Below are 22,291 nucleotides of genomic sequence, written 5' to 3' on the forward strand. Positions count from 1 at the left end.
GAAGTGCAGGATCGCCTTCAGGTCGCCGAACTCGCCCGGCTGTTCGTCGGCCTTGTGGGCGGTCGCGACGAAGCAGTCGCCGTCCGCCGGGTCGCCGATGCGGCCGAGCGCCATGGAGAAGCCGCGCTCGGTGTCGGTACCCCGCCAGGCCTCCGCGGCGAGCCGGATCCGCTCCAGCTCGCCCTCACTGACGTCACGTACACGCCGTACCCGGGTTTCGTAGCCGGCCCGCTCGATGCGCTTCACCATTTGGCGTACGTTGCGCATCGCGCGCCCGGCGAGCGAGAAATCCGCTACGTCGACCACCGCCTCGTCGCCGAGTTCGAGGGCGTCGAGGCCGGTCTCGCGGGTCCACACCTCGCCGCCGGTCTCGGAGCAGCCCATGACGGCCGGCGTCCAGGAGTGGGCCTTCGCCTCGTCCATGAACCGCTCGATGGCGCCCGGCCAGGCCTCCACGTCGCCGATGGGGTCACCACTGGCGAGCATCACCCCGGAGACGACGCGGTACGTCACCGCCGCCTTTCCGCTGGGCGAGAAGACGACGGCCTTGTCGCGGCGCAGGGCGAAGTGGCCGAGCGAGTCGCGGCGGCCGTGCTTCTCCAGGAGGGCGCGCAACTGCGTCTCGTCCTCCGGGGTGAGCCGCGCGGCCGGGTGTTCGGGCCGGAAGGCGAGGTAGATCGTCGTCACGGCGGTGAGCAGCCCCAGGGCGCCCAGGGAGAAGGCGACCGTCCAGGAGGTGCTGCCCTCGTAGTCGACCGGTCCCTCGAAGCCGAACAGGCCGTACAGGACGTGGCTGATCCGGTCGGCCAGGCTCGGGTCGCCGACCATGCGCTTGGAGTGGACGCTGACGATGACCAGTCCGAGGACGAGGGAACCGGCGCCCATGAGCACGAAGTTGGCGAGCGCGCGCCAGCGGCTGCGCGGGTCGGGCAGCGCGCGGAACTCGTCGCGGTGCAGCACCAACGGCGCGAGCAGCGCGGCCGAGATGACGACTCCTATGAGCGAGTGCCGGTACGCGAACTGCGCCACCGCGCCCGCCGGCAGCAGCGCCACCGCGGCCCGCCAGGCCCGGCGCTTGCGCCTCCTGAGCCCGTGCGCGAGGAGCAGCAACAGCACACCGGCGCTGAGCGAGAGCGCGGCGGCGAAGGGGCCGAGCGCACCCGGCAGCACCTCGGCCATGGTGTGCATACGGCTGTGCCGGAAGCGCGGGAACACCCCCGCGGCGATGTCCAGCAGGCCGACGAGGGCGCAGGCCCTGGCGACGAGCGTGGGAACGACCTCGGGGCGCGGACCTCGGACTATGCGCCGGACCCGGCCTGACCGGCTCGGAACCCCACCCGACATTTCCCCATCTATCCTGACAGACATCGCATCCCGTAGTTCTGCGAGAGACCTTGGATCCGGGCCCGATTCGGGCATCCGGCGACATTGCGCCCTCTAGGACGGTGTCTAGGGGATGGAGGTTCCTTCCTCACCGGAAAGCCGGTTCAAAGGCAGTGGAAAGCCCGGGGCAAAGGCGCGCGAAGGTTGTGTGCCGCCGGGCGGAAAGCGCAGGCGGGGACAGTTCATGGGACTCACGAGCAACAAGGTGTTGGCACTGGCATTCGTATGCGCCGTGCTGCTGTTCGTCGGCACGGTGTGGCTGTGGCCGCGGCTGGCCCGGCGGAACTGGCGGGCCGTCAGCGGACGCGTGGGCCTGCTCCTGGCAACGCAGTTGGTGCTCTTCGTCTCGGTGGGCCTCGGCGCCAACCAGGCCTTCGGGTTCTACGCCAGCTGGTCCGACCTGTTCGGCAGGGAGACCGACCAGGGGGTCGTCGTCGACCACACGGCGCTCCGGGGCGCCGGCGGCCCGCTCCACGTGGTCGGCACCCGGCGCGTGGACGCCCCGGGCGGCGCCTCCCTGCCGAGCAGCGTCGGTCAGGTGCAGCGCGTCGACATAGTGGGCCGTACGACGCACATCGCCTCCCCGGCCTACGTATATCTGCCGCCGGAGTACTTCCAGCCGCGGTACCGCACCCGCACGTTCCCCGCGACAGTAGTCCTCACGGGGTACCCGGGCACCGCCCAGGCACTCGTCGACAAGCTCAACTACCCGCGGACGGCACTGCAACTGGCCAAGGACGGCAGGATGCGGCCGATGATCCTGGTGATGCTGCGGCCCACGGTGGCGCCGCCGCGCGACACGGAGTGCGTGGACGTCCCGGGCGGACCGCACACCGAGTCCTTCTTCGCCAAGGACCTCCCGGACGCCGTGACGGCCCACTACAGGGTGGGCAAAATGCCCGGGAGCTGGGGCATCGTCGGTGATTCCACGGGCGGTTACTGCGCCCTGAAGCTCGCGATGCACCACCCCGGGGTGTACGCGGCGGGCGCCGGCCTGTCGCCGTACTACAAGGCGCCGACCGACCCCACCACGGGTGACCTCTTCCAGGGCGACGAGACGTTGCGGAACGAGGCGAACCTGTGGTGGTACCTCAAGCACCGGCCCGCGCCCGACACCTCACTGCTCGTCACCAGCAGCAAGGCCGGCGAGCACAACTACAAGGACACCCTGAAATTCATCGACAGGGTGAGGGCCAACAACTCCACCCGTATCGCGTCGATCATCCTGGACAGCGGCGGTCACAACTTCAACACCTGGCGACGGGAGATCCCGGCGACCCTGGAATGGTTGAGCGGACGGCTAGGCAACGGCTGAAAGTGACCGTTGAAGCGAGGTGAGGGATGAGGGGTGGCTGTGTTTTTACCGGGCGGGGCACCATGGTTCGCCTACGCGCGGTAAGTTTCTGGCCATGCCACGTGGACGTCACCGCCATTCCCCGCCGTTGCACCGGCTGTTGCCTCCCTCGGCGATCGCAGGCGTGTCGCTCGTCTGCGCCTTCGGGCCATGGGTCTTCTCGCAAGCAGCCGCGCTGCGCATAGTCGCCGCGGTCGCCGCCGCGACCGCGCTCGTCGGGGCGGCGATCATGCGCCGCTGGGACACTCAGGCGGGCAAACAGGTCGCCGACCTGGTACGCGCGCGTACGAGCGACGAGTGGCGCTACGAGGAGCGGCTCGCCGAACTCGAGTCCGACCTCGACGAGTCGCGCGAACTGCGCGTCAAGCTGGAGCACAAGCTGCGCGCCAAGCGCACCGAGCTCGCGGGCCTGCGCAACGAACACGCGGCACTGCTGCGCCGGTACGCCACGGCGGAGACGGAGCGCGCCAGCGCCCTGGAGGGCCGCCGCCTGCTGGAGATAGAGGCCGCGGAACCCGCCACGCGCGCGTTGCCGCCGGTCGCGGTGGACGGCGACGACGAGGTCCCGGCGGACGCGGACCTGGATCTCGTCGAACTCGAGGACGACGCCGCCGCCGACGACGACACCGAGGCGGACGACACCGGGGCTGTGGCTGCCGCGGTCGAGTCCGCGACGGACGCCGAGGACAGCGACGACGAGGAGTCCGACTCCGAGGCCGTCGCGGAGAAGAAGCCTGCGGCTTCACCGGTGTTCTCCCCGGAGGGGTCCAAGCTGTTCCTGCGGGCCCAGGCCGCGCTGGTACGGCTCGACAAGGACGCCGTGACGCCCGCGCCGAAGGACGACGACTCCGCACCGGTCGAGCCCGCACCGGTGGAGGCCACCGGCGGCCCAGCGGCCGACTCGGAGGCCGCGCAGGAGGACGAGGCGGAGGGGAAGCCCGAGGCGGTCGACGGGCAGGAGCACTCGGCCGCCGTCCCCCCGGCCGCGAAGTCCGCCCAACCCGCGCACCCGTCCGGGCACTTCACGGTGCCGACCGCGGTGGCGGTCGTCCCGGCGGCTCCCGCACGGCGGCCGATGGTCGAGGGCGGCTTCGACTTCTTCGGCATGCAGAAGGGCGCGGCGTCCGCCGAGATGGACGCCGTCCAGAACGAGGATCTCGCCGACGTCGTGGGCCAGGAGGCCCTGGCGGTGCACAAGGCGGAGGCCGAGGCGCAGTTCAAGCCGGCCGACGAGCGCTCCCGGGGCGTCGGCGCGGTCCAGGTCATCGACCTGACGGCACACGACGAGACCGAGCAGATCAACCTTCCCGGACTGCGCAGCGCGGCTTCCTGACCGCCGCTGACGGGTTCCTGACCCGGCGTCAGGCCATCCAGCGGTCCGGGCGGGCGTCCCTGCGGCCCGTCCGGGAGCGCTCGGCCTGGCCGCTGAGCAGCTCCGCGGCCTCGTCCGCGCCCCGCAGACGGGCTGTCACGGTCTCGTTGGCCCCCGTGTCCACATGCACCTCGGCAAGCCCCCAGAGCCGCTCCCAGGGCCCTTGCGTGAGCCGTACGCTCTGCACCTTCGCGTGCGGCACCAGCGCCGTACTGCGGCGCAGCAGCCCGTGCCGGGCCACGAACACCGTGTCGGTGACCGCGAGGCCGTAGCCGCGCCACCACAGCGGCACGCACCGGGCAGCCGTGCGCGGCGGCCGGGACAGCGCCGAGCGCGGCGGCACCGTCACTCCGGGCAGTACGCGCGCGACGACCGACTCGGCGATCTCGCGCGGAGCGACCGGCACCAGCACGGAGTTGGACGAACCGGCCACGTCCAGCTCGACCCGCACCCACCCGCGCCGCCGCCACAGCAACGGCTCCACGATCCGCACGGTCTGCACCCGCCCCGGCGGCACCGTCTCGTGCGTGCGGTCCAGCAGTCCGTGGTCGATGCGCAGCCCGTCCGGGGACTCGCCCACCGTCCAGTCGTACTCGCCGACGAACCGTCCCACACTGCTCGCGCCCGCCGCGCCGAGCAGTGGCAGCGCGGTCGCGAGGACCGTCCACACGCTGTGGGTGGCGAGCCACAGCAGCGGCGGTACCACGAGTGCGGCGGCCAGCGATCCCCAGGTGGCGCCGGTCAGCACCAGCGACACCGCGAGGACCCCGGCCGGCACGTGCAGCAGCTGCTGGGAGGGTGCCTCGCCGACCTCGTGGGCGGTCTCGGGCGCGAACCCGGCCGCCCGCGCGAGGAGTTCGGCCCGCAGCGCCCGCGCCTCGTCCTCTCCGAGGAAGGCCAGTTCGTCCTTCTTGTCGGTCCCTACGACGTCCAGCTTCAGCTTGGCGACGCCCGCCACGCGCGCGAGGAGCGGCTGGGTCACGTCGACCGCCTGGATGCGTTCCAGCCGGATGTGCGCGGTGCGCCGGAACAACAGGCCGGTGCGGATGCGCAGTTCGCTGTCGGTCACCGCGAAGTGGGTGAACCACCAGGTCAGGAAGCCGTACAGCCCGGCGGCCGGCACGATCACGGCCAGCGCGATCAGCAGGGTGACGGTGGTCAGCCGCGTCAGCTGTTCCTGCGCCTGGTTGGGGTCGTGCACCGCCCACCCGATGATGACGGCGACCGGCGCCCACGCGCGGCGCAACGGCGTCACCGGATGCAACCGCCGTTCCACCACGGGCACTTGTTCCCGTACGACCGCTGCGGCCCCGGATACGTCCTTGTCGGCGCCCGGCGTCGTCACAGCCCCGCCGATCGGGCCTCGCCGAGCTCGGTGAGCCGGTCGCGCAGCCGTTCGGCCTCGGCCGGGTCCAGCCCCGGGATGGTCGCGTCGGTCGCCGCGGCGGCCGTGTGCAGCTGCACGCTCGCGAGCCCGAAGTGCCGCTCCACGGGCCCCGAGGTCACCTCCACTAGCTGCATCCGCCCGTACGGCACGATCGTCTCGTGGTGCCACAGGACGCCCTTGCTGATCAGCAGGTCGTCGGCGCGCTCGGCGTACCGCCAGGACCGCCAGTTGCGGCCCAGGACCACCCAGCCCCACGCCATGACGCCGAGCGGCAGCAGTGCGAACGCCGCCCACTCCGGGCCGGCGAACAGGCCCAGCGGCACCCCCAGGGCGACGGTCAGCACCCCCAGCCACACCACCAGCAGCATCCGTCGCATCTTCAGCAGCCCCGGCGGCAGCCCGGTCCACACCGGCTCGCGCGCGTCGTCCTGAGCGGCAGTCCCCGTTTCCATGCGGCAAGCGTACGTACGAGAGACTGTGTCCATGACTCCCACGACGGAGACCACGGTCGGTATCGGCGGCGCCGCGGAAAGCACCGACATGGTGCTCAACATCGGCCCCCAGCACCCCTCCACGCACGGAGTGCTGCGGCTGCGGCTCGTCCTGGACGGCGAGCGCATCCAGCACGCGGAGCCGGTGATCGGTTACATGCACCGGGGCGCCGAGAAGCTCTTTGAGGCGCGCGACTACCGCCAGATCATCATGCTCGCCAATCGCCACGACTGGCTGTCGGCGTTCTCGAACGAGCTGGGCGTGGTCCTCGCGGTGGAGCGCATGCTCGGCATGGAGGTGCCCCCGCGCGCGGTGTGGACGCGCACCCTGCTCGCCGAGCTGAACCGGGTGCTCAACCACCTGATGTTCCTGGGCTCGTACCCCCTGGAACTCGGCGGGATCACCCCGGTGTTCTACGCGTTCCGGGAGCGCGAGGTCCTCCAGAACGTCATGGAGGAGGTCTCCGGCGGGCGCATGCACTACATGTTCAACCGCGTCGGCGGCCTCAAGGAGGACCTGCCCGCCGGATGGGCCTCCCGCGCGCGTGAGGCCGTCGCCGCCGTGCGCTCGCGGATGGACCGCTTCGACGACCTGGTGCTCGGCAACGAGATCTTCCGGGGGCGCACCAGGGGAGTCGGTGAGCTGTCCGCGGAGGCCGTGCACGCCTACGGGGTGAGCGGGCCCATCGCGCGCGCCTCGGGCGTCGACTTCGACCTGCGGCGCGACGAGCCGTATCTCGCGTACGGCGAGCTCCAGGACACCCTCAAGATCGTCACGCGCCAGGAGGGCGACTGTCTCGCCCGCTTCGAAGTGCTCCTGGAACAGACCCACAACGCGCTCGACCTCGCCGACGCCTGCCTCGACCGGCTTGCCGAGCTGGAGCCGGGGCCGATCAACCAGCGGCTCCCGAAGGTCCTCAAGGCGCCCGAGGGGCACACGTACGCGTGGACCGAGAACCCGCTCGGCATCAACGGCTACTACCTCGTCAGCAAGGGCGAGAAGACCCCGTACCGGCTGAAGCTGCGCTCGGCGTCCTACAACAACATCCAGGCCCTCGCGGTGCTGCTGCCGGGGACGCTGGTGGCGGACATGGTCGCGATTCTGGGGTCGTTGTTCTTCGTGGTCGGGGACATCGACAAGTAGGCGACAAGTAGAGGGCGTTTACGGCTCCTCCAGCGGGTCCGGAATTCCAACCGACTGCACGAGCCAGCCGAAGTCGCCGAGGCCGCCCGGCGCGGTGAGTTCGGCGGCTTCTCCGGCGCCCGCGAGGGCGCGGACGTACCCCGCCGGGTCGGTGGAGGCCAGCGTGAGCGGGGGGCGCGCGCCTGTGACGCCGAGGGTGCGCAGGGCGGCGCGTTGGGTGAGCAGGCGGGCGCCGGGGAGCGCGCCCGCCGATGTCGCGGCCGTCGCGCAGGCGTCCAGGGCGACGTGCGCGGTGACGTCGCACGAGCCGTCCGGCACGGGTGCCGTCTCGCGGCCCTCGCGGAAGCCAGTGAGTGTGCCGAACGGCGGGCGGGTGTCCAGGGTGTGCGCGTAGTCGACGGCGACCGCGAGTCCCCGGTCGAGCGTGGTCACCGCCGACGCCCAGGCCGTGTCCCTGGGGAGCCCGATCTCGGCGCGCAGCCCCTCCTCGGGCGCCAGGGGCCACCACCGCGCGAGCCAGTCGGCCTCCGCACCGGCGACCGGTTCCCCGAGCCGCTCGGTTCCGTCCTCCCGTACGAGAACGAGCCGCGGCAGGCCGGCGGAGTCCACCTCGGCGACCTCTACGGGGACGTTGTCCAGCCACTCGTTGGCGAACAGCAGCCCGGTGATCCCCTTCGGGGAGTCGGTCAGCCACTCGACGCGGGGATCGAGTCCCTCGGGGCGGTCGGCGATCTCGACGCCGTACGCACGCACGCGTGCCGCCACTCCGGTGGGCAGCGCGGCGAGCACGCCGGTCACCAGCTCGCCGCGGCCCGCGCCCAGGTCCACGAGGTCCAGCGCGGCCGGCCGGTCCAGCGCCTCGTCCACCCGGCACAGCAGCCGTGCCACGGCCCCGGCGAAGAGCGCCGACGCGTGCACGGACGTACGGAAGTGCCCGGCGGGTCCCTCGGGCCTCCGGTAGAACCCCTCGGGCCCGTACAGCGCGTCCTCGGCCGCCGCCCGCCAGCCGCGCCACCGGGCCGCAGTGTCGTCCGTCACGGTGCCAGATTAAGTGCACAGGACAACCGGGCCTCCACCTTGGGGAGTACGCCGGGCGTATACGGATCGATCCTCCGGTTGACCCCCGCACACTTCACGCTTCCCTACGCTGGGTTACGTGCAGCGCCTCTACGACTTCCTCCGCAGACACCCGACATGGGTCGACACCTTCTGGGCTGTCTTCCTGCTGGGGCTGAGCGGCGTGAGCATCGCGAGTACCAGCTACGCGTCGGGCCGGCACGGGACGGCCGCGGGCGCGCTCGCGGTGTCCGCCGTCATGTGTGTGGCGATCGCGCTGCGCCGCCGCTGGCCGGAGAAGATGCTCGTCGTGGTCCTGGTGACGGGGCTCGCGCAGCTGGTCCTCGACATCGAGCCCGTGGCGGCCGACTTCGCCATGCTCGTGATCGTCTACACGGTCGCCGCGGTCGGGGCCCGCTGGGCCTCCCGCTTCGCCCTGGCGACCGGTCTGGGCGCGGCGACCCTGTCGCAGATCCGCTGGCCCCAGGAGCACACCAGTTCCGCCGGGCTGGTCGCGATCGCGGTCTTCCAGACGGTGCCGTTCGCGCTGGCCTGGGTGCTGGGCGACTCGATGCGCACGCGGCGCGCGTACTTCGCGCAGCTGGAGGAGCGCGCCGCCCGCCTGGAGAAGGAGCGCGAGGCGCAGGCGAAGGTCGCGGTCGCCGCCGAGCGTGCCCGGATCGCCCGTGAGCTGCACGACGTGGTCGCGCACAACGTGTCGGTGATGGTGGTCCAGGCCGACGGCGCCGCCTATGTCCTGGACTCCGCGCCGGACCAGGCGAAGAAGGCCCTGGAGACGATCTCCTCCACCGGCCGCCAGGCCCTGGCCGAGATGCGCCGCCTGCTGGGCGTGCTGCGGACCGGCGAGCACAAGGAGGCCGGCGAGTACGTTCCGCAGCCGGACGTCGAGCAGATCGACGACCTGGTCCAGCAGTGCCGTACGTCCGGACTGCCCGTCGACTTCAAGGTCGAGGGCACCCCGCGTCCGCTGCCCAGCGGTGTCGAGCTGACGGCGTACCGGATCGTGCAGGAGGCGCTCACCAACACCCGCAAGCACGGGGGGCCGAACACGGGCGCCAGTGTGCGGCTGGTGTACTTCGACGACGGTCTCGGGCTGCTCGTCGAGGACGACGGCAAGGGCGCCCCGCACGAGCTCTACGAGGAGGGCGGCGTCGACGGCCAGGGGCATGGTCTGATCGGTATGCGCGAGCGGGTCGGCATGGTCGGGGGCACCCTGGACGCGGGCCCGCGCCCGGGCGGCGGGTTCCGCATCAGCGCGCTGCTGCCGCTGAAACCTGCGCACTGATCTTTCGTACGCCGATTACTGACACCTGTAACGAATTGTTGAACGACCTGTTGAACGGCCTCAACCTGTTGAATGAATTGTTGAACGATCCTGCTGACGGAACGGAAGAGGACCCGATGACGATCCGCGTGATGCTCGTCGACGACCAGGTGCTGCTGCGCACCGGTTTCCGGATGGTGCTCGCCGCCCAGCCGGACATGGAGGTCGTCGCGGAGGCGGGCGACGGTGTCGAGGCCCTTCAGGTGCTGGCCGCGACCGCGGTCGACGTGGTGCTGATGGACGTCCGTATGCCGAAGCTGGACGGGGTGGAGACCACCCGCCGCATCTGCCAGGGCGAGAACCCGCCGAAGGTGCTGATCCTGACCACCTTCGACCTCGACGAGTACGCCTTCTCCGGGCTGAAGGCAGGCGCCTCCGGGTTCATGCTCAAGGACGTGCCGCCCGGTGAGCTCCTCACCGCGATCCGCTCCGTGCACAGCGGCGACGCGGTGGTGGCGCCCTCGACGACCCGTCGGCTCCTGGACCGCTTCGCCCCGATGCTGCCTTCCGCCGGCAAGGAGCCGCAGCACAAGGAGCTGGAGCGGCTCACCGAGCGCGAGCGCGAGGTCATGATCCTCGTCGCCCAGGGGCTGTCCAACGGCGAGATCGCGGCCCGCCTGGTGCTGTCCGAGGCGACCGTGAAGACCCATGTCGGCCGCATCCTCACCAAGCTCGGTCTGCGGGACCGGGTGCAGGTCGTCGTCCTGGCGTACGAGACGGGGCTGGTGCGGGCCGGCGGGCACGGCTGAGGCACGGTGACCGCATGAGGCGCGGTGGCCGCGTGAGGTGCACAGTGACCGCGCCTACCTGAGGATGCCCTCCAGGAAGTCGCTGCCCAGGCGGGCCACCATCGTGACGTCCAGCTGGTGCAGGACGTAGCGGCCGCGGCGGCGGGTGGTGATCAGGCCGGCCTTCTTCAGGACGCCGAGGTGGCGGGATATCTCCGGGGCGGTCATGTTGTGCACCTGGGTCAGCTCGCTGGTGGTGAACGCGGTGCGGGCCAGGCTGCGGCACAGGCGCATGCGGACCGGGTGGGACAGGGCGGTCATCCGCAGGGTCAGCTGCTCCAGGGAGGTCGGCGCGGCGAACTTGGGCGACCCTACGGGGTAGTGCACGACGGGCTGCCAGCCGTAGCGGTACAGGACCGTCAGATGCGGCCAGCCCAGGCTGGTGGGGACCAGCAGGAGACCGCCGTCCTGGGTCGCCGTACGGCCGTCGCCGAGCTTGTCGACCGTGATGCGGGTGGCGCTCTCGTCGAGGGTCACCGCGGTGGACATCGACGTCAGCGCCTCCGCCAGGCCCTTGTGCCGCAGGAGGTCCGTCTTGTGGCGGGCGTCGGCCGCGAGCTGGTGCTGCATCCGGGACCAGGTCTCCGCGAAGAACGCCTCGTCGCAGTCCTCCAGGAACTGCCGCAGCCAGGCCCTGGTCCGTGGCGGGGCGGCCAACAGCCGCTCGGTGAACGCCAGTTGACGCGGACCGCGGGTCGCGGCCTGCTCCAGGGCGCGCAGCCTGATCGTGGCGTCCGAGAGCGGGCCGGGTCCGCCGGTGCCGTAGGTGAGGGCGCAGGTGGTGAACTCCAGTGCCGCGTCCACGAACTGCTCGTCCGTCAGCTTGTCCACCAGGTCCAGCTCTTCGGCGAGGGTCGCCCCGGGGAGCGTGCTGCGGCCCGGGATGCCCGCGTACGGCAGGAACAGGTCGGAGAACGTCGACCGCCACAGGAAGTCCGCCTCGCACATCCGGTCCGCCAGATGCGGGTCGAGCCGCGCGGTGACTCCGGTCACCCACCCCTGGAGGCCGGGATGGTGCCCCGGCTCGGACATCGCGTGCAGCGCCATGCACAGCTCGCCCAGGGGCGAGGGCGCGAAGACGACCTGCTCCTGCCGCAGCCCTGTGATGTCGATGTGCACGCTCATGCCCCCATCGTGCACCTCACCACTGACAACGCCCCCGTCGATTGACGCGGCCCGTCAATCGACGGGACAGCCGCTGGGCGGCGACGCAGCCTGGAGACATGAGCGTCACCCAGCAGTACGTCCTCGACACCTGCCGCGCCCGGTAACTCGGCGAGGTACCCCCGCCTCCGCCCGGCGCCCACGACTGGCGCACCGCGCGCGAGCCGCGCGGCTACCTGCGGTTCCGCGCGGTCGTCGCGGAGCGCCAGGCCCACGGCCGGCTGCGCGCGACCCTGGGCCGGTGGCTGCACCGGCGACCCCGCCCCACCTGCTGACGCCCGTCGGGCCGACGCCCCTCAGCTGCCGGTCTCTTCCTTCAGGCGGAGTACGAAGTCCGCGACAGCCGCCTTCACGTCGTCGGCCGTCCACTCCAGGGCGGCGGCCCGTACGTAGACCTCCGTCACCGCCATCCCCGGGCCCTTCGCGTCCCAGGGATTGGAGAACAGGGCGGTCCTCGTTTCTTCCGACGTCCGGATCGCGGCCTCCGTGACGGCGTCGCGGTCGTACGGGAGCCAGACCTGGAAGTCGTGCGTGTGCGGTTGCTCGGGGTGGACGCGCATCCACGGCACCCCGGCTGCGGCGAACCCCTCGCGCAGTGCCTCGGCGATCACGCGCGCGTGGGCCACGTACGCGGGCAGCCGGGGCAGCTCGCGGTCCAGGCCCGCGAGCGCGGTCAGGACAGTCGGGAACTGCTGGAAGACCATGCCTCCGTAGCGGTGCCGCCAGGTCTTCGCCTCGTCGATCAGGGTCTTCGGGCCGGCGAGCGCGGCGCCGCCGAGGGCGTCGAGGGACTTGTAGAACGACACGTAGACGCTGTCCGCCAGGCCCGCGATCTCGTCGAGCGGGCGGCCGAAGTGGTCGGTGGACTCCCACAGGCGGGCGCCGTCGAAGTGGACCACCGCGTCGCGTTCGTGCGCGGCGTCGACGACGGCGGAGAGCTCCTCCCAGGAGGGCAGGACGAAACCGGCGTCCCGGAGGGGCAGTTCGAGCATCAGCGTCCCGAAGGGCTCCGGGAAGTCGTGCACCTCTTCGGCGGTCGGCTGCCGGGGCTCGCCCGTCACATGGACCGGGCGCAGGCCGCTGACCTGGCTGAGGGCGTGCCGTTCGTGCACTTCGGGGTGGGACAGCGGGTGCAGGGCGACCACCGGGTTCCCGGTACGGCCCGCCCAGCAGCGCAGGGCCACCTGCTGCGCCATCGTGCCCGTGGGGAAGAAGGCCGCGGCCTCCTTGCCGAGCAGTTCGGCGACCCGCTTCTCCAGGGTCTCGACGATCTCGGTGCCGTACATGTCCGAGGCCTCGTCCAGGTCGTGCAGTTCGGCCGCCTCCTGCACGAAGGCGAGCCGCTCCCGGAGGGGGTTCAGGAACCCGAGGCGCGCGAGGGCCCGCTCGGCGTTCCTGGTCGCGGCCATGCGCCGTTTACGGCGCTCCAGGTTCCGTTCCTCGTCGGTCGCCGGTTCCGCCTGCTGGTCACTCTGCTCCGCCGCATCGCTCATGCTCGGGATGATGCCTGGCGCACGTCCGTTCGGGCACCCGGGTTTCCACCGGCTTTCCCGTCCGCCACGGGCTGTGTGACAACCCACAGCCTGTGGACAACCGGACGCCCTTCGAACCGATCGCGTTAACATGACGAGAAATCGTCCGGTACCCGGAGCGGACTGGAACGGGAAGGCCGCACTCGCGTGAGTACATTCCAACAGCCAGAGCCCAAGGACCGCCCCGCGCGGCTCGCCGTCGGCGTCGTCGGCGCCGGCCGGGTGGGCCCCGCACTGGCCGCGTCCCTCCAGCTCGCCGGGCACCGTCCGGTGGCCGTCTCCGGGGTCTCCGACGCCTCCAGGCGACGGGCCGCGCTGATGCTCCCCGACGTGCCGGTCCTCACGCCCGCGCAGGTCCTGGAGCGCGCCGACCTCGTGCTGCTCACCGTCCCGGACGACGCCCTGCCAGGCCTCGTGGAGGGCCTCGCCGAGACCGGGGCCGTACGCCCGGGCCAGCTCCTCGTGCACACCTCCGGGCGGTACGGCGCGCAGGTCCTGGACCCCGCTCTGCGCGCCGGCGCGCTGCCGCTGGCCCTGCACCCCGCGATGACCTTCACGGGGACCCCTGTGGACGTCCAGCGGCTCGCCGGATGCTCCTTCGGGGTCACCGCGCCCGAGGAACTGCGGCTGGCCGCCGAGGCCCTGGTGATCGAGATGGGCGGCGAGCCCGAGTGGATCGCCGAGGAGAACCGCCCGCTCTACCACGCGGCCCTCGCCCTGGGCGCCAACCACCTGGTCACCCTGGTCGCCGAGTCCATGGAGCTGCTGCGCACGGCCGGCGTCGAGGCTCCCGACCGCATGCTCGGCCCGCTCCTCGGCGCCGCCCTGGACAACGCCCTGCGCTCCGGCGACGCGGCCCTGACCGGCCCCGTCGCGCGCGGGGACGCGGGCACGGTCGCCGCGCACGTCACCGAGCTGCGCAAGCACGCCCCGCAGACCGTCGCCGGCTATCTGGCGATGGCCCGCGCGACCGCCGACCGGGCCCTGGCCCACGGGCTGCTCAAGCCGGAACTCGCCGAGGACCTCCTCGGAGTCCTCGCCAACGGCACCGAGGGAGATGCCGGATGACCACCACCCTGCTGCGCACCGCCGACGAACTGCACGCACGCACGCGTGCGGGCCGGCGCGTCGTCGTCATGACGATGGGCGCCCTGCACGAGGGCCACGCCACCCTGGTCCGCACCGCGCGCGAACTCGCCGGACCGGACGGCGAGGTCGTGGTCACCGTCTTCGTGAACCCGCTGCAGTTCGGCAAGGGCGAGGACCTCGACCGCTATCCGCGCACCCTGGACGCCGACCTCAAGATCGCCGAACAGGCGGGCGCCGACGTCGTGTTCGCCCCCTCCGTGGACGAGGTCTACCCGGGTGGCGAACCCCAGGTCCGCGTCTCGGCCGGCCCCATGGGCGAACGCCTGGAGGGCGCGGTCCGTCCCGGCCACTTCGACGGCATGCTCACCGTCGTCGCCAAGCTGCTGCACCTCACCCGCCCCGACACCGCCCTGTTCGGCCAGAAGGACGCCCAGCAACTCGCCCTGATCCGCCGCATGGTGCGCGACCTGAACTTCGGCACGGACATCGTCGGCGTGCCGACCGTGCGCGAGGCCGACGGCCTGGCACTGTCCAGCCGCAACCGCTATCTGTCCCCCCAGGAGCGGCGCACCGCGCTCGCCCTCTCCCAGGCCCTGTTCGCCGGCCGCGACCGGCACGCCGCCCAGGAGGCGCTGCGCGCGCGGGCCCTCGAAGTGCCCGCCACGCGCGCGCGTGCCGAGGCGCTCAGCGCCATAGGGGAGTCCCGCGCGGCGGCCGACGCGCACGCCGTCGCCAAGGCCGTCCCCGGCCCCGGCGGCCCGGCGTCCATCCGCGCCGCCGCCCGCCTGGTCCTCGACGACGCGGCCCGTCTCGACCCGCCGCTCGCCCTGGACTACCTGGCCCTGGTCGACCCGTCCGACTTCACGGACGTGGACGAGGACTTCACCGGCGAGGCCGTCCTCGCCGTCGCCGCCCGGGTCGGGACGACCCGGCTGATCGACAACATCCCACTCGCTTTCGGAACCCTCGGAGCCGCCTCGTGACCAGCACAGGCATACGACTGCACGCGCCCGCCCCCGGGTGGTCCATCGCCGCGGACGTGGTGGTGGTCGGCTCAGGAGTGGCCGGCCTGACCGCGGCCCTGCGCTGCGAGGCGGCGGGCCTGCGGACGGTCGTCGTCACCAAGGCCCGCCTCGACGACGGTTCCACCCGCTGGGCGCAGGGCGGCATCGCCGCCGCCCTCGGGGAGGGCGACACCCCCGAACAGCACCTGGACGACACCCTGGTGGCGGGCGCGGGCCTGTGCGACGAGGAGGCCGTACGGATCCTCGTCACCGAAGGACCCGACGCGGTACGGCGGCTCATCGAGACCGGCGCCCACTTCGACGAGTCCTCCGAAGGAGGACTGGAACTGGCCCGCGAGGGCGGCCACCACCGGCGCCGCATCGCGCACGCGGGCGGCGACGCGACCGGCGCGGAGGTCTCCCGGGCGCTCGTCGAGGCCGTACACGCGCGTGGACTGCGCACGATCGAGAACGCGCTCGTGCTGGACCTGCTGACGGATGCAGACGGCCGTACGGCGGGTGTGAGCCTGCACGTCATGGGCGAGGGTCAGCACGACGGTGTGGGCGCCGTGCACGCGCCCGCCGTGGTCCTCGCGACCGGCGGTATGGGGCAGGTCTTCTCCGCGACCACCAACCCGTCCGTGTCGACCGGCGACGGGGTCGCACTCGCCCTCCGCGCGGGCGCCGAGGTCTCCGACCTGGAGTTCGTGCAGTTCCACCCGACCGTGCTCTTCCTGGGTGCCGACGCGGAGGGCCAGCAGCCCCTCGTCTCCGAGGCGGTGCGCGGCGAGGGCGCCCACATTGTCGACGCCGACGGAGTGCGCTTCATGGTGGGCCAGCACGAACTGGCCGAGCTCGCGCCCCGGGACATCGTCGCCAAGGGCATCACGCGGCGCATGCTGGAGCAGGACGCCGAGCACATGTTCCTCGACGCCCGGCACTTCGGCGCCGACATGTGGGAGCACCGCTTCCCCACGATCCTCGCCGCCTGCCGCAGCCACGGCATCGACCCGGTCACCGAGCCCGTCCCGGTCGCCCCGGCCGCCCACTACGCCTCCGGCGGCGTCCGCACCGACTCCCGGGGCCGTACGACCGTCCCCGGCCTCTACGCGTGCGGCGAGGTCGCCTGCACCGGAGTGCACGGCGCGAACCGGCTCGCCTCCAACTCCCTCCTCGAAGGCCTCGTCTATGCCGAGCGGATCGTCGCCGACATCACCGCGAGCCGGGCGGAGAACGCCCTCCACGCGCGCGTGCCCGAACCGGTCCCGCACCCCCAGAAGCCCGCGCACCCGCTGCTCGCCCCCGAGGCCCGCTTCGCGATCCAGCGGATCATGACCGAGGGCGCGGGCGTCCTGCGCTCCGCCGAGTCCCTGGCCAAGGCCGCGGGACAGCTCCAGCAGCTGCACACCGACGCCCGTGACGCGCTCGACGAGAACGGCAAGACCGCCGAGCCCGGCGTCGACACCTGGGAGGCCACCAACCTCCTGTGCGTGGCCCGCGTCCTGGTCACCGCCGCCGCCCGGCGCGAGGAGACCCGGGGCTGCCACTGGCGCGAGGACCACGCCGAGCGCGACGACAGCGCCTGGCGCCGCCACATCGTCGTACGGCTGAATCCCGACCGCACGCTGGCCGTGCACACCACGGACACCGCAGACTTCCCCCCGACCCGGCAGCACCGTCCCCAGGAGCAGTGACAGAAGTGAGCACCCCCGACCTTCCCCTCGCCGACAGCGGCGGCTGCGGCGACGGCTGTGCCTGTGGCGCGGGCGCCGACGCGGAGTACCTGGAGTGCGGTCTGGACCCCGCGCTCGCCGAACTCCTGGCCGACGCGGGTCTCGACCCCGTGGAGGTCGAGGACATCGCCAATGTCGCCGTCCAGGAGGACCTGGACGGCGGTGTCGACGTGACGACCGTGGCGACCATCCCCGAAGGGGCCGTCGCCACCGCCGACTTCACCGCGCGCGAGGCCGGTGTCGTGGCGGGCCTCAGGGTCGCCGAAGCGGTGATCTCCGTGGTCTGCACCGACGAGTTCGAGGTCGAGCGGCACGCGGAGGACGGCGACCGCGTGGAGGCCGGGCAGAAGCTCCTGTCGGTCACCACGCGCACGCGTGACCTGCTGACCGCCGAGCGCAGCGCGCTCAACCTCCTGTGCCGCCTCTCCGGCATCGCGACCGCCACGCGCGCGTGGGCCGACGCGCTGGAGGGCACGCGGACGAAGGTCCGCGACACCCGCAAGACGACGCCCGGACTGCGCTCCCTGGAGAAGTACGCGGTCCGCTGCGGCGGCGGCGTCAACCACCGCATGTCCCTCTCGGACGCGGCTCTCGTCAAGGACAACCACGTGGTCGCCGCGGGCGGCGTCGCCCAGGCCTTCAAGGCCGTACGGGAGGCCTTCCCGGAGGTGGCGATCGAGGTCGAGGTCGACACCCTGCACCAGCTCCGCAAGGTCCTGGACGCGGGCGCCGACCTGATCCTGCTGGACAACTTCACACCCGGAGAGTGCGAGGAGGCCGTCGGCATCGTCCACGGCCGCGCCGCCCTGGAGGCCTCGGGACGCCTCACCCTGGACAACGTCAAGGCGTACGCGGACACCGGGGTGGACTACCTCGCCGTGGGCGCCCTGACCCACTCCGCGCCGATCCTGGACATCGGCCTCGACCTCCGTGAGGCGCAGTAGTCATGCTCCTCACGATCGACGTGGGCAACACGCACACCGTCCTGGGCCTCTTCGACGGCGAGGACATCGTCGAGCACTGGCGGATCTCCACCGACGCGCGCCGCACCGCCGACGAACTCGCCGTCCTCCTCCAGGGCCTCATGGGCATGCACCCGCTCCTCGGAGAGGAGCTGGGCGACGGCATCGACGGCATCGCGATCTGCGCCACGGTGCCGTCCGTCCTGCACGAGCTGCGCGAGGTGACCCGCCGCTACTACGGAGACGTGCCCGCCGTCCTCGTCGAGCCGGGCGTCAAGACCGGCGTCCCGATCCTGACCGACAACCCCAAGGAGGTCGGCGCGGACCGCATCATCAACGCGGTCGCCGCGGTCGAGCTCTACGGGGGCCCCGCGATCGTCGTCGACTTCGGTACGGCGACCACGTTCGACGCGGTCTCCGCGCGCGGGGAGTACGTCGGCGGTGTCATCGCCCCCGGGATCGAGATCTCGGTCGAGGCGCTCGGCGTCAAGGGCGCCCAGCTGCGCAAGATCGAGGTGGCCCGGCCGCGCAGCGTGATCGGCAAGAACACGGTCGAGGCGATGCAGTCGGGCATCGTCTACGGGTTCGCCGGCCAGGTAGACGGAGTCGTCACCCGGATGGCCAAGGAACTGGCCGACGACCCGGAGGACGTGACGGTCATCGCGACCGGAGGCCTCGCCCCGATGGTCCTGGGCGAGGCCTCGGTCATCGACGAGCACGAGCCCTGGCTGACCCTGATCGGCCTGCGACTGGTCTACGAGCGGAACGTGTCGCGCATGTGAGTCGGCCCCGCGCCGGGACGGACCTCCCGGCGCGGAGCCGCGCCCTCGCCGGGCCGGCGGCGCTCACGCGTGCCCGCGAGGTGTCCTGCGGTTCGGCGTCGGCCCCGGCGAGGACGCGGTCGTTCCGTCCCCGCGCGAGGTGCCGCTGCCGCTCGCGCCCGCGCAGTGGCGCAGTTCGCGCTCACGGACTGCCGCCACCGGCGCCCACGGAGTGCCGCCGCGCCCGACGGAGCCGTAGCCGTGGGCACGGAGGAGCAGCCGCTGCCCGCCACGGGCCGGCGCAGCTCGGGTGCCGTGCGCGGCGGCACAGCCGGCGTCCGCACCGCGCGGAAACCTCCGCGCCACACCCGCCCCCTATGTCGAATTTGTCTGATTAGCGCGTATCGTCGCCGCATGCCCACGCCATACGGATCCCGCGGCGGCATGGCGTTCGGTGCGGAGGAGCTGCGTGTGCTCCGTCGCGCCCTCGCCCTCGCCCTCCAGCCCCGAACCGCCTCCGCCGAGGACGTCAAGGACTGTCTCCGGCTCGCCGAATCCCTCGACGAAGCGGTACGCGAGGGGGTCCGGCTGCGCGCCTTCCTGGTCGCCGACCTCGCCCGGTACCGCGCCGCCCTGCCCGGCACCACCGCCGGCTACCTCACGCTCCTGGAGGAGGCGCTCGGCGCCGGGTACCGCCCGGACGTCGACGACCTCTCCGCGCTGCGTGCGCTGCGCGGGAACCCGGCCGCCGCAGCCCTCCTCGACCGCTGCCTCACCCTTGCCGAACAGGACGTACGCGCGCGCCTGGCCCGCCGTACGACCGCCCGCCCCGCCCCGACCGTCCCCGCGTCCCGCACCCGCCTCCTGGCGCTCCCCGGAGGTCGCTCCGGCGGCCTTTCCGGCACCGGCGGGGAGTTGGCCGGGGAGGACGCCAAGGAGCCCGTACGCAAGCCCGTGGAGCGGCCGGCGCCCGCACCCGCGCCCGCCGCCCCGAAGCCGTCGCGGCCGATCCCCACCCCGGGCGAGGTCTTCCCCCGGCGCAAACCGGCACCGCCCCCGGCGAATCCGCCGCAGCAGCTCGCCGCCGGCTGAACCGACCCCGCCCCGCTCTCCGTAGGGCCCGTGGCTACTCTGGAGGGCATGGACTATGTCTCCGCGCTCGTGCCCCCGGTCGTCATGGCCGTGTTCTTCATCGGACTGATCCGGGTCATCGTGAAGACCCAGGGCGGGGCCATGAAGGCCAAGGAGGACGCGGCCGTCGACGCCGCCATCGCGCGCGCGGAGAGCGCCCGCCAGGCCTCCTCGACCACCGAAGCCTGACCGCCCGCCTTTCGGCGGCGTCTTCAAGGGCGTACGACTCCCGCACGCGTGCGCGTGCTTTCCGAGTCGTACGCCCTTTTTGTGCCTTTTCCACTATGGTTCTGAGCTGTGCCTCGCCCATTGGGAGAACTCGAAGACTCGGTCATGACGCGGGTGTGGAAGTGGAACCGCCCGGTGACCGTTCGAGAAGTCCTGGAAGACCTTCAGCAGGAACGGTCGATCGCGTACACCACGGTGATGACCGTTTTGGACAATCTCCATCAGAAGGGCTGGGTGCGTCGCGAGGCGGAAGGCCGGGCGTATCGATATGAGGCCGTCTCCACACGGGCCGCCTACTCGGCCGCCCTGATGAACGACGCCTGGTCCCAGAGCGACAACCCCGCGGCCGCTCTCGTCGCCTTCTTCGGGATGATGAGCGACGAACAGCGTGAGGCCCTGCGCAGCGCCGTACGCATCGTCCAGGGACCGGAAACACCCGAACCCGCGGATGGAGTCCAGAACCCCGGCTCCGCGTCCTCCGGCGGTGGGCGATAGCGTCCGCTCATGTCAGCAGAGCAGCCAGAAGTCACCGCGAAAGCCATCACCGTCCGGCGGGCCCGGACCGGGGATGTCCCGGCGGTGCGCCGACTCCTTGACGCCTACGTTCGCGGTCGCATCCTGCTCGACAAAGCGACCGTGACTCTTTACGAGGACATACAGGAGTTCTGGGTCGCCGAACGCGACGACAACGCCGAGGTGGTCGGCTGCGGCGCACTGCACGTCATGTGGGAAGACCTCGCGGAAGTCCGTACTCTCGCCGTGAAGCCCGGGTTGAAGGGCGCCGGTGTAGGTCATCAGTTGCTGGAGAAGTTGCTGCACACGGCTCGCTGGCTAGGCGTTCGTCGCGTTTTCTGTCTCACCTTCGAAGTGGACTTCTTCTCCAAGCACGGCTTCGTGGAGATCGGTGAGACACCGGTTGACACCGATGTCTACGCGGAGCTGTTGCGTTCCTATGACGAGGGCGTGGCGGAGTTCCTGGGTCTCGAACGAGTGAAACCGAACACCTTGGGCAACAGTCGGATGCTTCTGCATCTGTGATCGCTGCGCTCAATTCGGCCCGGACGCCCTGCCCAGGTTCCCTATGTCCGAAACGCGCATCTTTCCGGACCGGTGAGGTCACTCGGTCTCTCCCAGGGGTTTGTGTTTTTCCAGCAAAAGCGGTTTGCTTTCCGACGTACTGCAGTACTGCATATAACAGGGGACGGCGAAACGGCGGACGCCGCAGACCCCAGGCCCGCAAGTTATCGATGAAAGGAAATCCGGTGGCACAGAAGGTTCAGGTCCTTCTTGTCGACGACCTCGACGGCGGCGAGGCGGACGAGACGGTGACGTTCGCGCTGGACGGCAAGACGTACGAGATCGATCTCACCACCGCGAATGCGGACAAGCTCCGTGGTCTTCTCGACGCTTACGTGAAGGGCGGACGCCGTACCGGTGGCCGTGCTTCGGGTGGCCGTGGAAAGGCGCGCGCCGCTACCGGTGGCAGCCAGGACACCGCGCAGATCCGCGCGTGGGCCAAGGAGAACGGCTACGAGGTCAACGACCGCGGCCGTGTTCCCGCGTCCATTCGCGAGGCCTACGAAAAGGCCAACGGCTGAGCGCACGAGCGCCGCAGCCGGACCCGGTGGCACTGTGTGGCCACCGTGTCCACGAGTCGTACGAGATCAGGGGCGTCCCCAACGCCCCCCACGGCCGACAGTGTCGGCAGCGAGGCCTCGACCTCGCGCCCCGGCTCGGGGGGCCGCAGCCATACGGCGGCCCCCTGCACGGGACCCGGGCGACCCGCGGGAATCGACGGCCCGGGGTGCCCCTTCGCGGGCCTCGCGCCAGAGAGCGGTGGCACTTCGACAGTCCCCGCCCCGGGGACCGGCGGCGCCTCCATGTGCCCGCCCTCGCCCAGCGCCACCAGATCCAGCGCCGGCGCCAGCGCGCCCCACTCCAGCCAGTCCAGCAGCCCCGGCAGCTCCTCCGCGCTGCCCGCGGCCACCAGCAGCCGCATCCGGTCGCCCCGTACGGCCACCGGAGAGTCCGGCCCCAGCCGCCACAGCGCCGCGACACCGGCCTCGACCGGCACGTCCAGGACGTCGAACCGCAGCCCCGTGACGAGCCGCAACGGCTCTCCGGGCACCGTCCGCCACCCGAGTTCGTTCTCGTACCAGTGCCGCCGACGGTCGTCCGGATCGGGCGGGCGACGGGGGGAGGGGACCGTGGTGACCGGAGGGACTGTGCCAACCATGCCAAGTGCAACCGCCGAACCGGCCCGAGAGTTACGCTGGGTGGTCCGGTGATTGCGCAGGGTGCCGGAAAAAAGGGCGTTCGGGGGTGTCGGACCGCGCAAGGTTGTTCGCCCGTAGCGGAGGGAACCGG

Annotated in this window: 23 protein-coding genes; 15 read left to right on the forward strand and 8 right to left on the reverse strand. The window is 71.8% G+C overall.

What is annotated here, in order from left to right; all coding sequences use genetic code 11:
• The coding region (locus SSP08S_RS51300) for a phosphatidylglycerol lysyltransferase domain-containing protein (protein WP_019075441.1) at nt 1-1,344 on the reverse strand (1,344 nt) is incomplete at its 3' end.
• A 223-nt stretch (nt 1,345-1,567) separates the two neighbouring features.
• Between SSP08S_RS51300 and SSP08S_RS51305 the strand changes: the two genes are divergently transcribed.
• Both SSP08S_RS51305 and SSP08S_RS51310 read left to right on the forward strand, forming a co-directional pair.
• On the forward strand, nt 1,568-2,698 hold the full coding sequence (locus SSP08S_RS51305; RefSeq protein WP_019075442.1) for an alpha/beta hydrolase: 1,131 nt from the start codon (nt 1,568-1,570) through the stop codon (nt 2,696-2,698).
• A 94-nt stretch (nt 2,699-2,792) separates the two neighbouring features.
• Entirely contained in the window at nt 2,793-4,070 is a 1,278-nt protein-coding gene (locus SSP08S_RS51310) for a prolipoprotein diacylglyceryl transferase (RefSeq protein ID WP_102133593.1), read from the forward strand.
• 28 nt (nt 4,071-4,098) lie between these two features.
• Here SSP08S_RS51310 and SSP08S_RS51315 read toward each other — a convergent pair whose 3' ends face one another.
• Entirely contained in the window at nt 4,099-5,454 is a 1,356-nt protein-coding gene (locus SSP08S_RS51315) for a PH domain-containing protein (RefSeq protein WP_019075444.1), read from the reverse strand.
• Complete coding sequence (locus SSP08S_RS51320) at nt 5,451-5,948, reverse strand: PH domain-containing protein (RefSeq protein ID WP_019075445.1); 498 nt, start codon at nt 5,946-5,948, stop codon at nt 5,451-5,453. The genes SSP08S_RS51315 and SSP08S_RS51320 overlap by 4 nt, the downstream gene beginning before the upstream one ends.
• Before the next feature lie 31 nt (nt 5,949-5,979).
• Between SSP08S_RS51320 and SSP08S_RS51325 the strand changes: the two genes are divergently transcribed.
• Nucleotides 5,980-7,131, forward strand: coding sequence for an NADH-quinone oxidoreductase subunit D (locus SSP08S_RS51325; protein WP_019075446.1), 1,152 nt, complete (start codon nt 5,980-5,982; stop codon nt 7,129-7,131).
• An 18-nt stretch (nt 7,132-7,149) separates the two neighbouring features.
• Here the strand turns inward: SSP08S_RS51325 and SSP08S_RS51330 are convergent, their stop codons facing one another.
• Nucleotides 7,150-8,169, reverse strand: coding sequence for an SAM-dependent methyltransferase (locus tag SSP08S_RS51330; RefSeq protein ID WP_019075447.1), 1,020 nt, complete (start codon nt 8,167-8,169; stop codon nt 7,150-7,152).
• Nucleotides 8,170-8,287: 118 nt separating this feature from the next.
• On the opposite strand from SSP08S_RS51330, the gene SSP08S_RS51335 reads away from it, so the two are divergent.
• Nucleotides 8,288-9,493, forward strand: coding sequence for a sensor histidine kinase (locus tag SSP08S_RS51335; protein ID WP_019075448.1), 1,206 nt, complete (start codon nt 8,288-8,290; stop codon nt 9,491-9,493).
• Between the two features lie 116 nt (nt 9,494-9,609).
• The gene (locus tag SSP08S_RS51340; RefSeq protein WP_019075449.1) at nt 9,610-10,281 is read left to right on the forward strand and encodes a response regulator; all 672 of its coding nucleotides are present in this window, start codon (nt 9,610-9,612) and stop codon (nt 10,279-10,281) included.
• A 54-nt stretch (nt 10,282-10,335) separates the two neighbouring features.
• Here SSP08S_RS51340 and SSP08S_RS51345 read toward each other — a convergent pair whose 3' ends face one another.
• Both SSP08S_RS51345 and SSP08S_RS51350 read right to left on the reverse strand, forming a co-directional pair.
• Nucleotides 10,336-11,445, reverse strand: a complete 1,110-nt coding sequence (locus SSP08S_RS51345; RefSeq protein ID WP_019075450.1) for a DUF5937 family protein — start codon at nt 11,443-11,445, stop codon at nt 10,336-10,338.
• Between the two features lie 335 nt (nt 11,446-11,780).
• Nucleotides 11,781-12,977 carry a threonine aldolase family protein gene (locus SSP08S_RS51350; protein ID WP_019075451.1) on the reverse strand — a complete coding sequence of 399 codons (1,197 nt, stop codon included), beginning with the start codon at nt 12,975-12,977 and terminating at the stop codon, nt 11,781-11,783.
• A gap of 186 nt (nt 12,978-13,163) precedes the next feature.
• On the opposite strand from SSP08S_RS51350, the gene SSP08S_RS51355 reads away from it, so the two are divergent.
• The 5 genes from SSP08S_RS51355 to SSP08S_RS51375 are packed head-to-tail and all read left to right on the forward strand — an operon-like array spanning nt 13,164 to nt 18,586.
• Nucleotides 13,164-14,084 carry a Rossmann-like and DUF2520 domain-containing protein gene (locus tag SSP08S_RS51355; RefSeq protein ID WP_019075452.1) on the forward strand — a complete coding sequence of 307 codons (921 nt, stop codon included), beginning with the start codon at nt 13,164-13,166 and terminating at the stop codon, nt 14,082-14,084.
• Entirely contained in the window at nt 14,081-15,088 is a 1,008-nt protein-coding gene (gene panC, locus SSP08S_RS51360) for a pantoate--beta-alanine ligase (RefSeq protein ID WP_019075453.1), read from the forward strand. Before SSP08S_RS51355 ends, panC begins: the two co-directional genes overlap by 4 nt.
• On the forward strand, nt 15,085-16,803 hold the full coding sequence (locus tag SSP08S_RS51365) for an L-aspartate oxidase (RefSeq protein ID WP_019075454.1): 1,719 nt from the start codon (nt 15,085-15,087) through the stop codon (nt 16,801-16,803). Before panC ends, SSP08S_RS51365 begins: the two co-directional genes overlap by 4 nt.
• A gap of 5 nt (nt 16,804-16,808) precedes the next feature.
• Nucleotides 16,809-17,786, forward strand: coding sequence for a carboxylating nicotinate-nucleotide diphosphorylase (nadC, locus tag SSP08S_RS51370; protein WP_019075455.1), 978 nt, complete (start codon nt 16,809-16,811; stop codon nt 17,784-17,786).
• A 2-nt stretch (nt 17,787-17,788) separates the two neighbouring features.
• Complete coding sequence (locus tag SSP08S_RS51375) at nt 17,789-18,586, forward strand: type III pantothenate kinase (protein WP_019075456.1); 798 nt, start codon at nt 17,789-17,791, stop codon at nt 18,584-18,586.
• Between the two features lie 63 nt (nt 18,587-18,649).
• Here the strand turns inward: SSP08S_RS51375 and SSP08S_RS62295 are convergent, their stop codons facing one another.
• Nucleotides 18,650-18,931, reverse strand: a complete 282-nt coding sequence (locus tag SSP08S_RS62295; RefSeq protein WP_158697346.1) for a hypothetical protein — start codon at nt 18,929-18,931, stop codon at nt 18,650-18,652.
• A 78-nt stretch (nt 18,932-19,009) separates the two neighbouring features.
• Between SSP08S_RS62295 and SSP08S_RS51380 the strand changes: the two genes are divergently transcribed.
• From SSP08S_RS51380 to SSP08S_RS51400, 5 genes are all read left to right on the forward strand, one after another.
• Nucleotides 19,010-19,657, forward strand: coding sequence for a hypothetical protein (locus SSP08S_RS51380; protein ID WP_019075457.1), 648 nt, complete (start codon nt 19,010-19,012; stop codon nt 19,655-19,657).
• A 48-nt stretch (nt 19,658-19,705) separates the two neighbouring features.
• Nucleotides 19,706-19,885, forward strand: a complete 180-nt coding sequence (locus SSP08S_RS51385) for a hypothetical protein (protein ID WP_019075458.1) — start codon at nt 19,706-19,708, stop codon at nt 19,883-19,885.
• Nucleotides 19,886-20,029: 144 nt separating this feature from the next.
• Nucleotides 20,030-20,419, forward strand: coding sequence for a BlaI/MecI/CopY family transcriptional regulator (locus SSP08S_RS51390; RefSeq protein ID WP_019075459.1), 390 nt, complete (start codon nt 20,030-20,032; stop codon nt 20,417-20,419).
• A 9-nt stretch (nt 20,420-20,428) separates the two neighbouring features.
• On the forward strand, nt 20,429-20,962 hold the full coding sequence (locus SSP08S_RS51395) for an amino-acid N-acetyltransferase (RefSeq protein ID WP_026179546.1): 534 nt from the start codon (nt 20,429-20,431) through the stop codon (nt 20,960-20,962).
• A 224-nt stretch (nt 20,963-21,186) separates the two neighbouring features.
• Nucleotides 21,187-21,522: a histone-like nucleoid-structuring protein Lsr2 gene (locus SSP08S_RS51400; RefSeq protein WP_019075461.1), complete on the forward strand. Its 336-nt coding sequence runs from the start codon at nt 21,187-21,189 to the stop codon at nt 21,520-21,522.
• Here SSP08S_RS51400 and SSP08S_RS51405 read toward each other — a convergent pair.
• Nucleotides 21,501-22,160 (reverse strand): SCO3374 family protein, encoded by a 660-nt coding sequence (locus SSP08S_RS51405; RefSeq protein ID WP_026179547.1) that lies wholly within the window; start codon nt 22,158-22,160, stop codon nt 21,501-21,503. The genes SSP08S_RS51400 and SSP08S_RS51405 overlap by 22 nt on opposite strands.
• Between the last annotated feature and the right edge of the window lie 131 nt (nt 22,161-22,291).

It is taken from the genome of Streptomyces hokutonensis, assembly GCF_000376565.1.
GTDB classification, from domain to species: Bacteria; Actinomycetota; Actinomycetes; order Streptomycetales; family Streptomycetaceae; genus Streptomyces; species Streptomyces hokutonensis.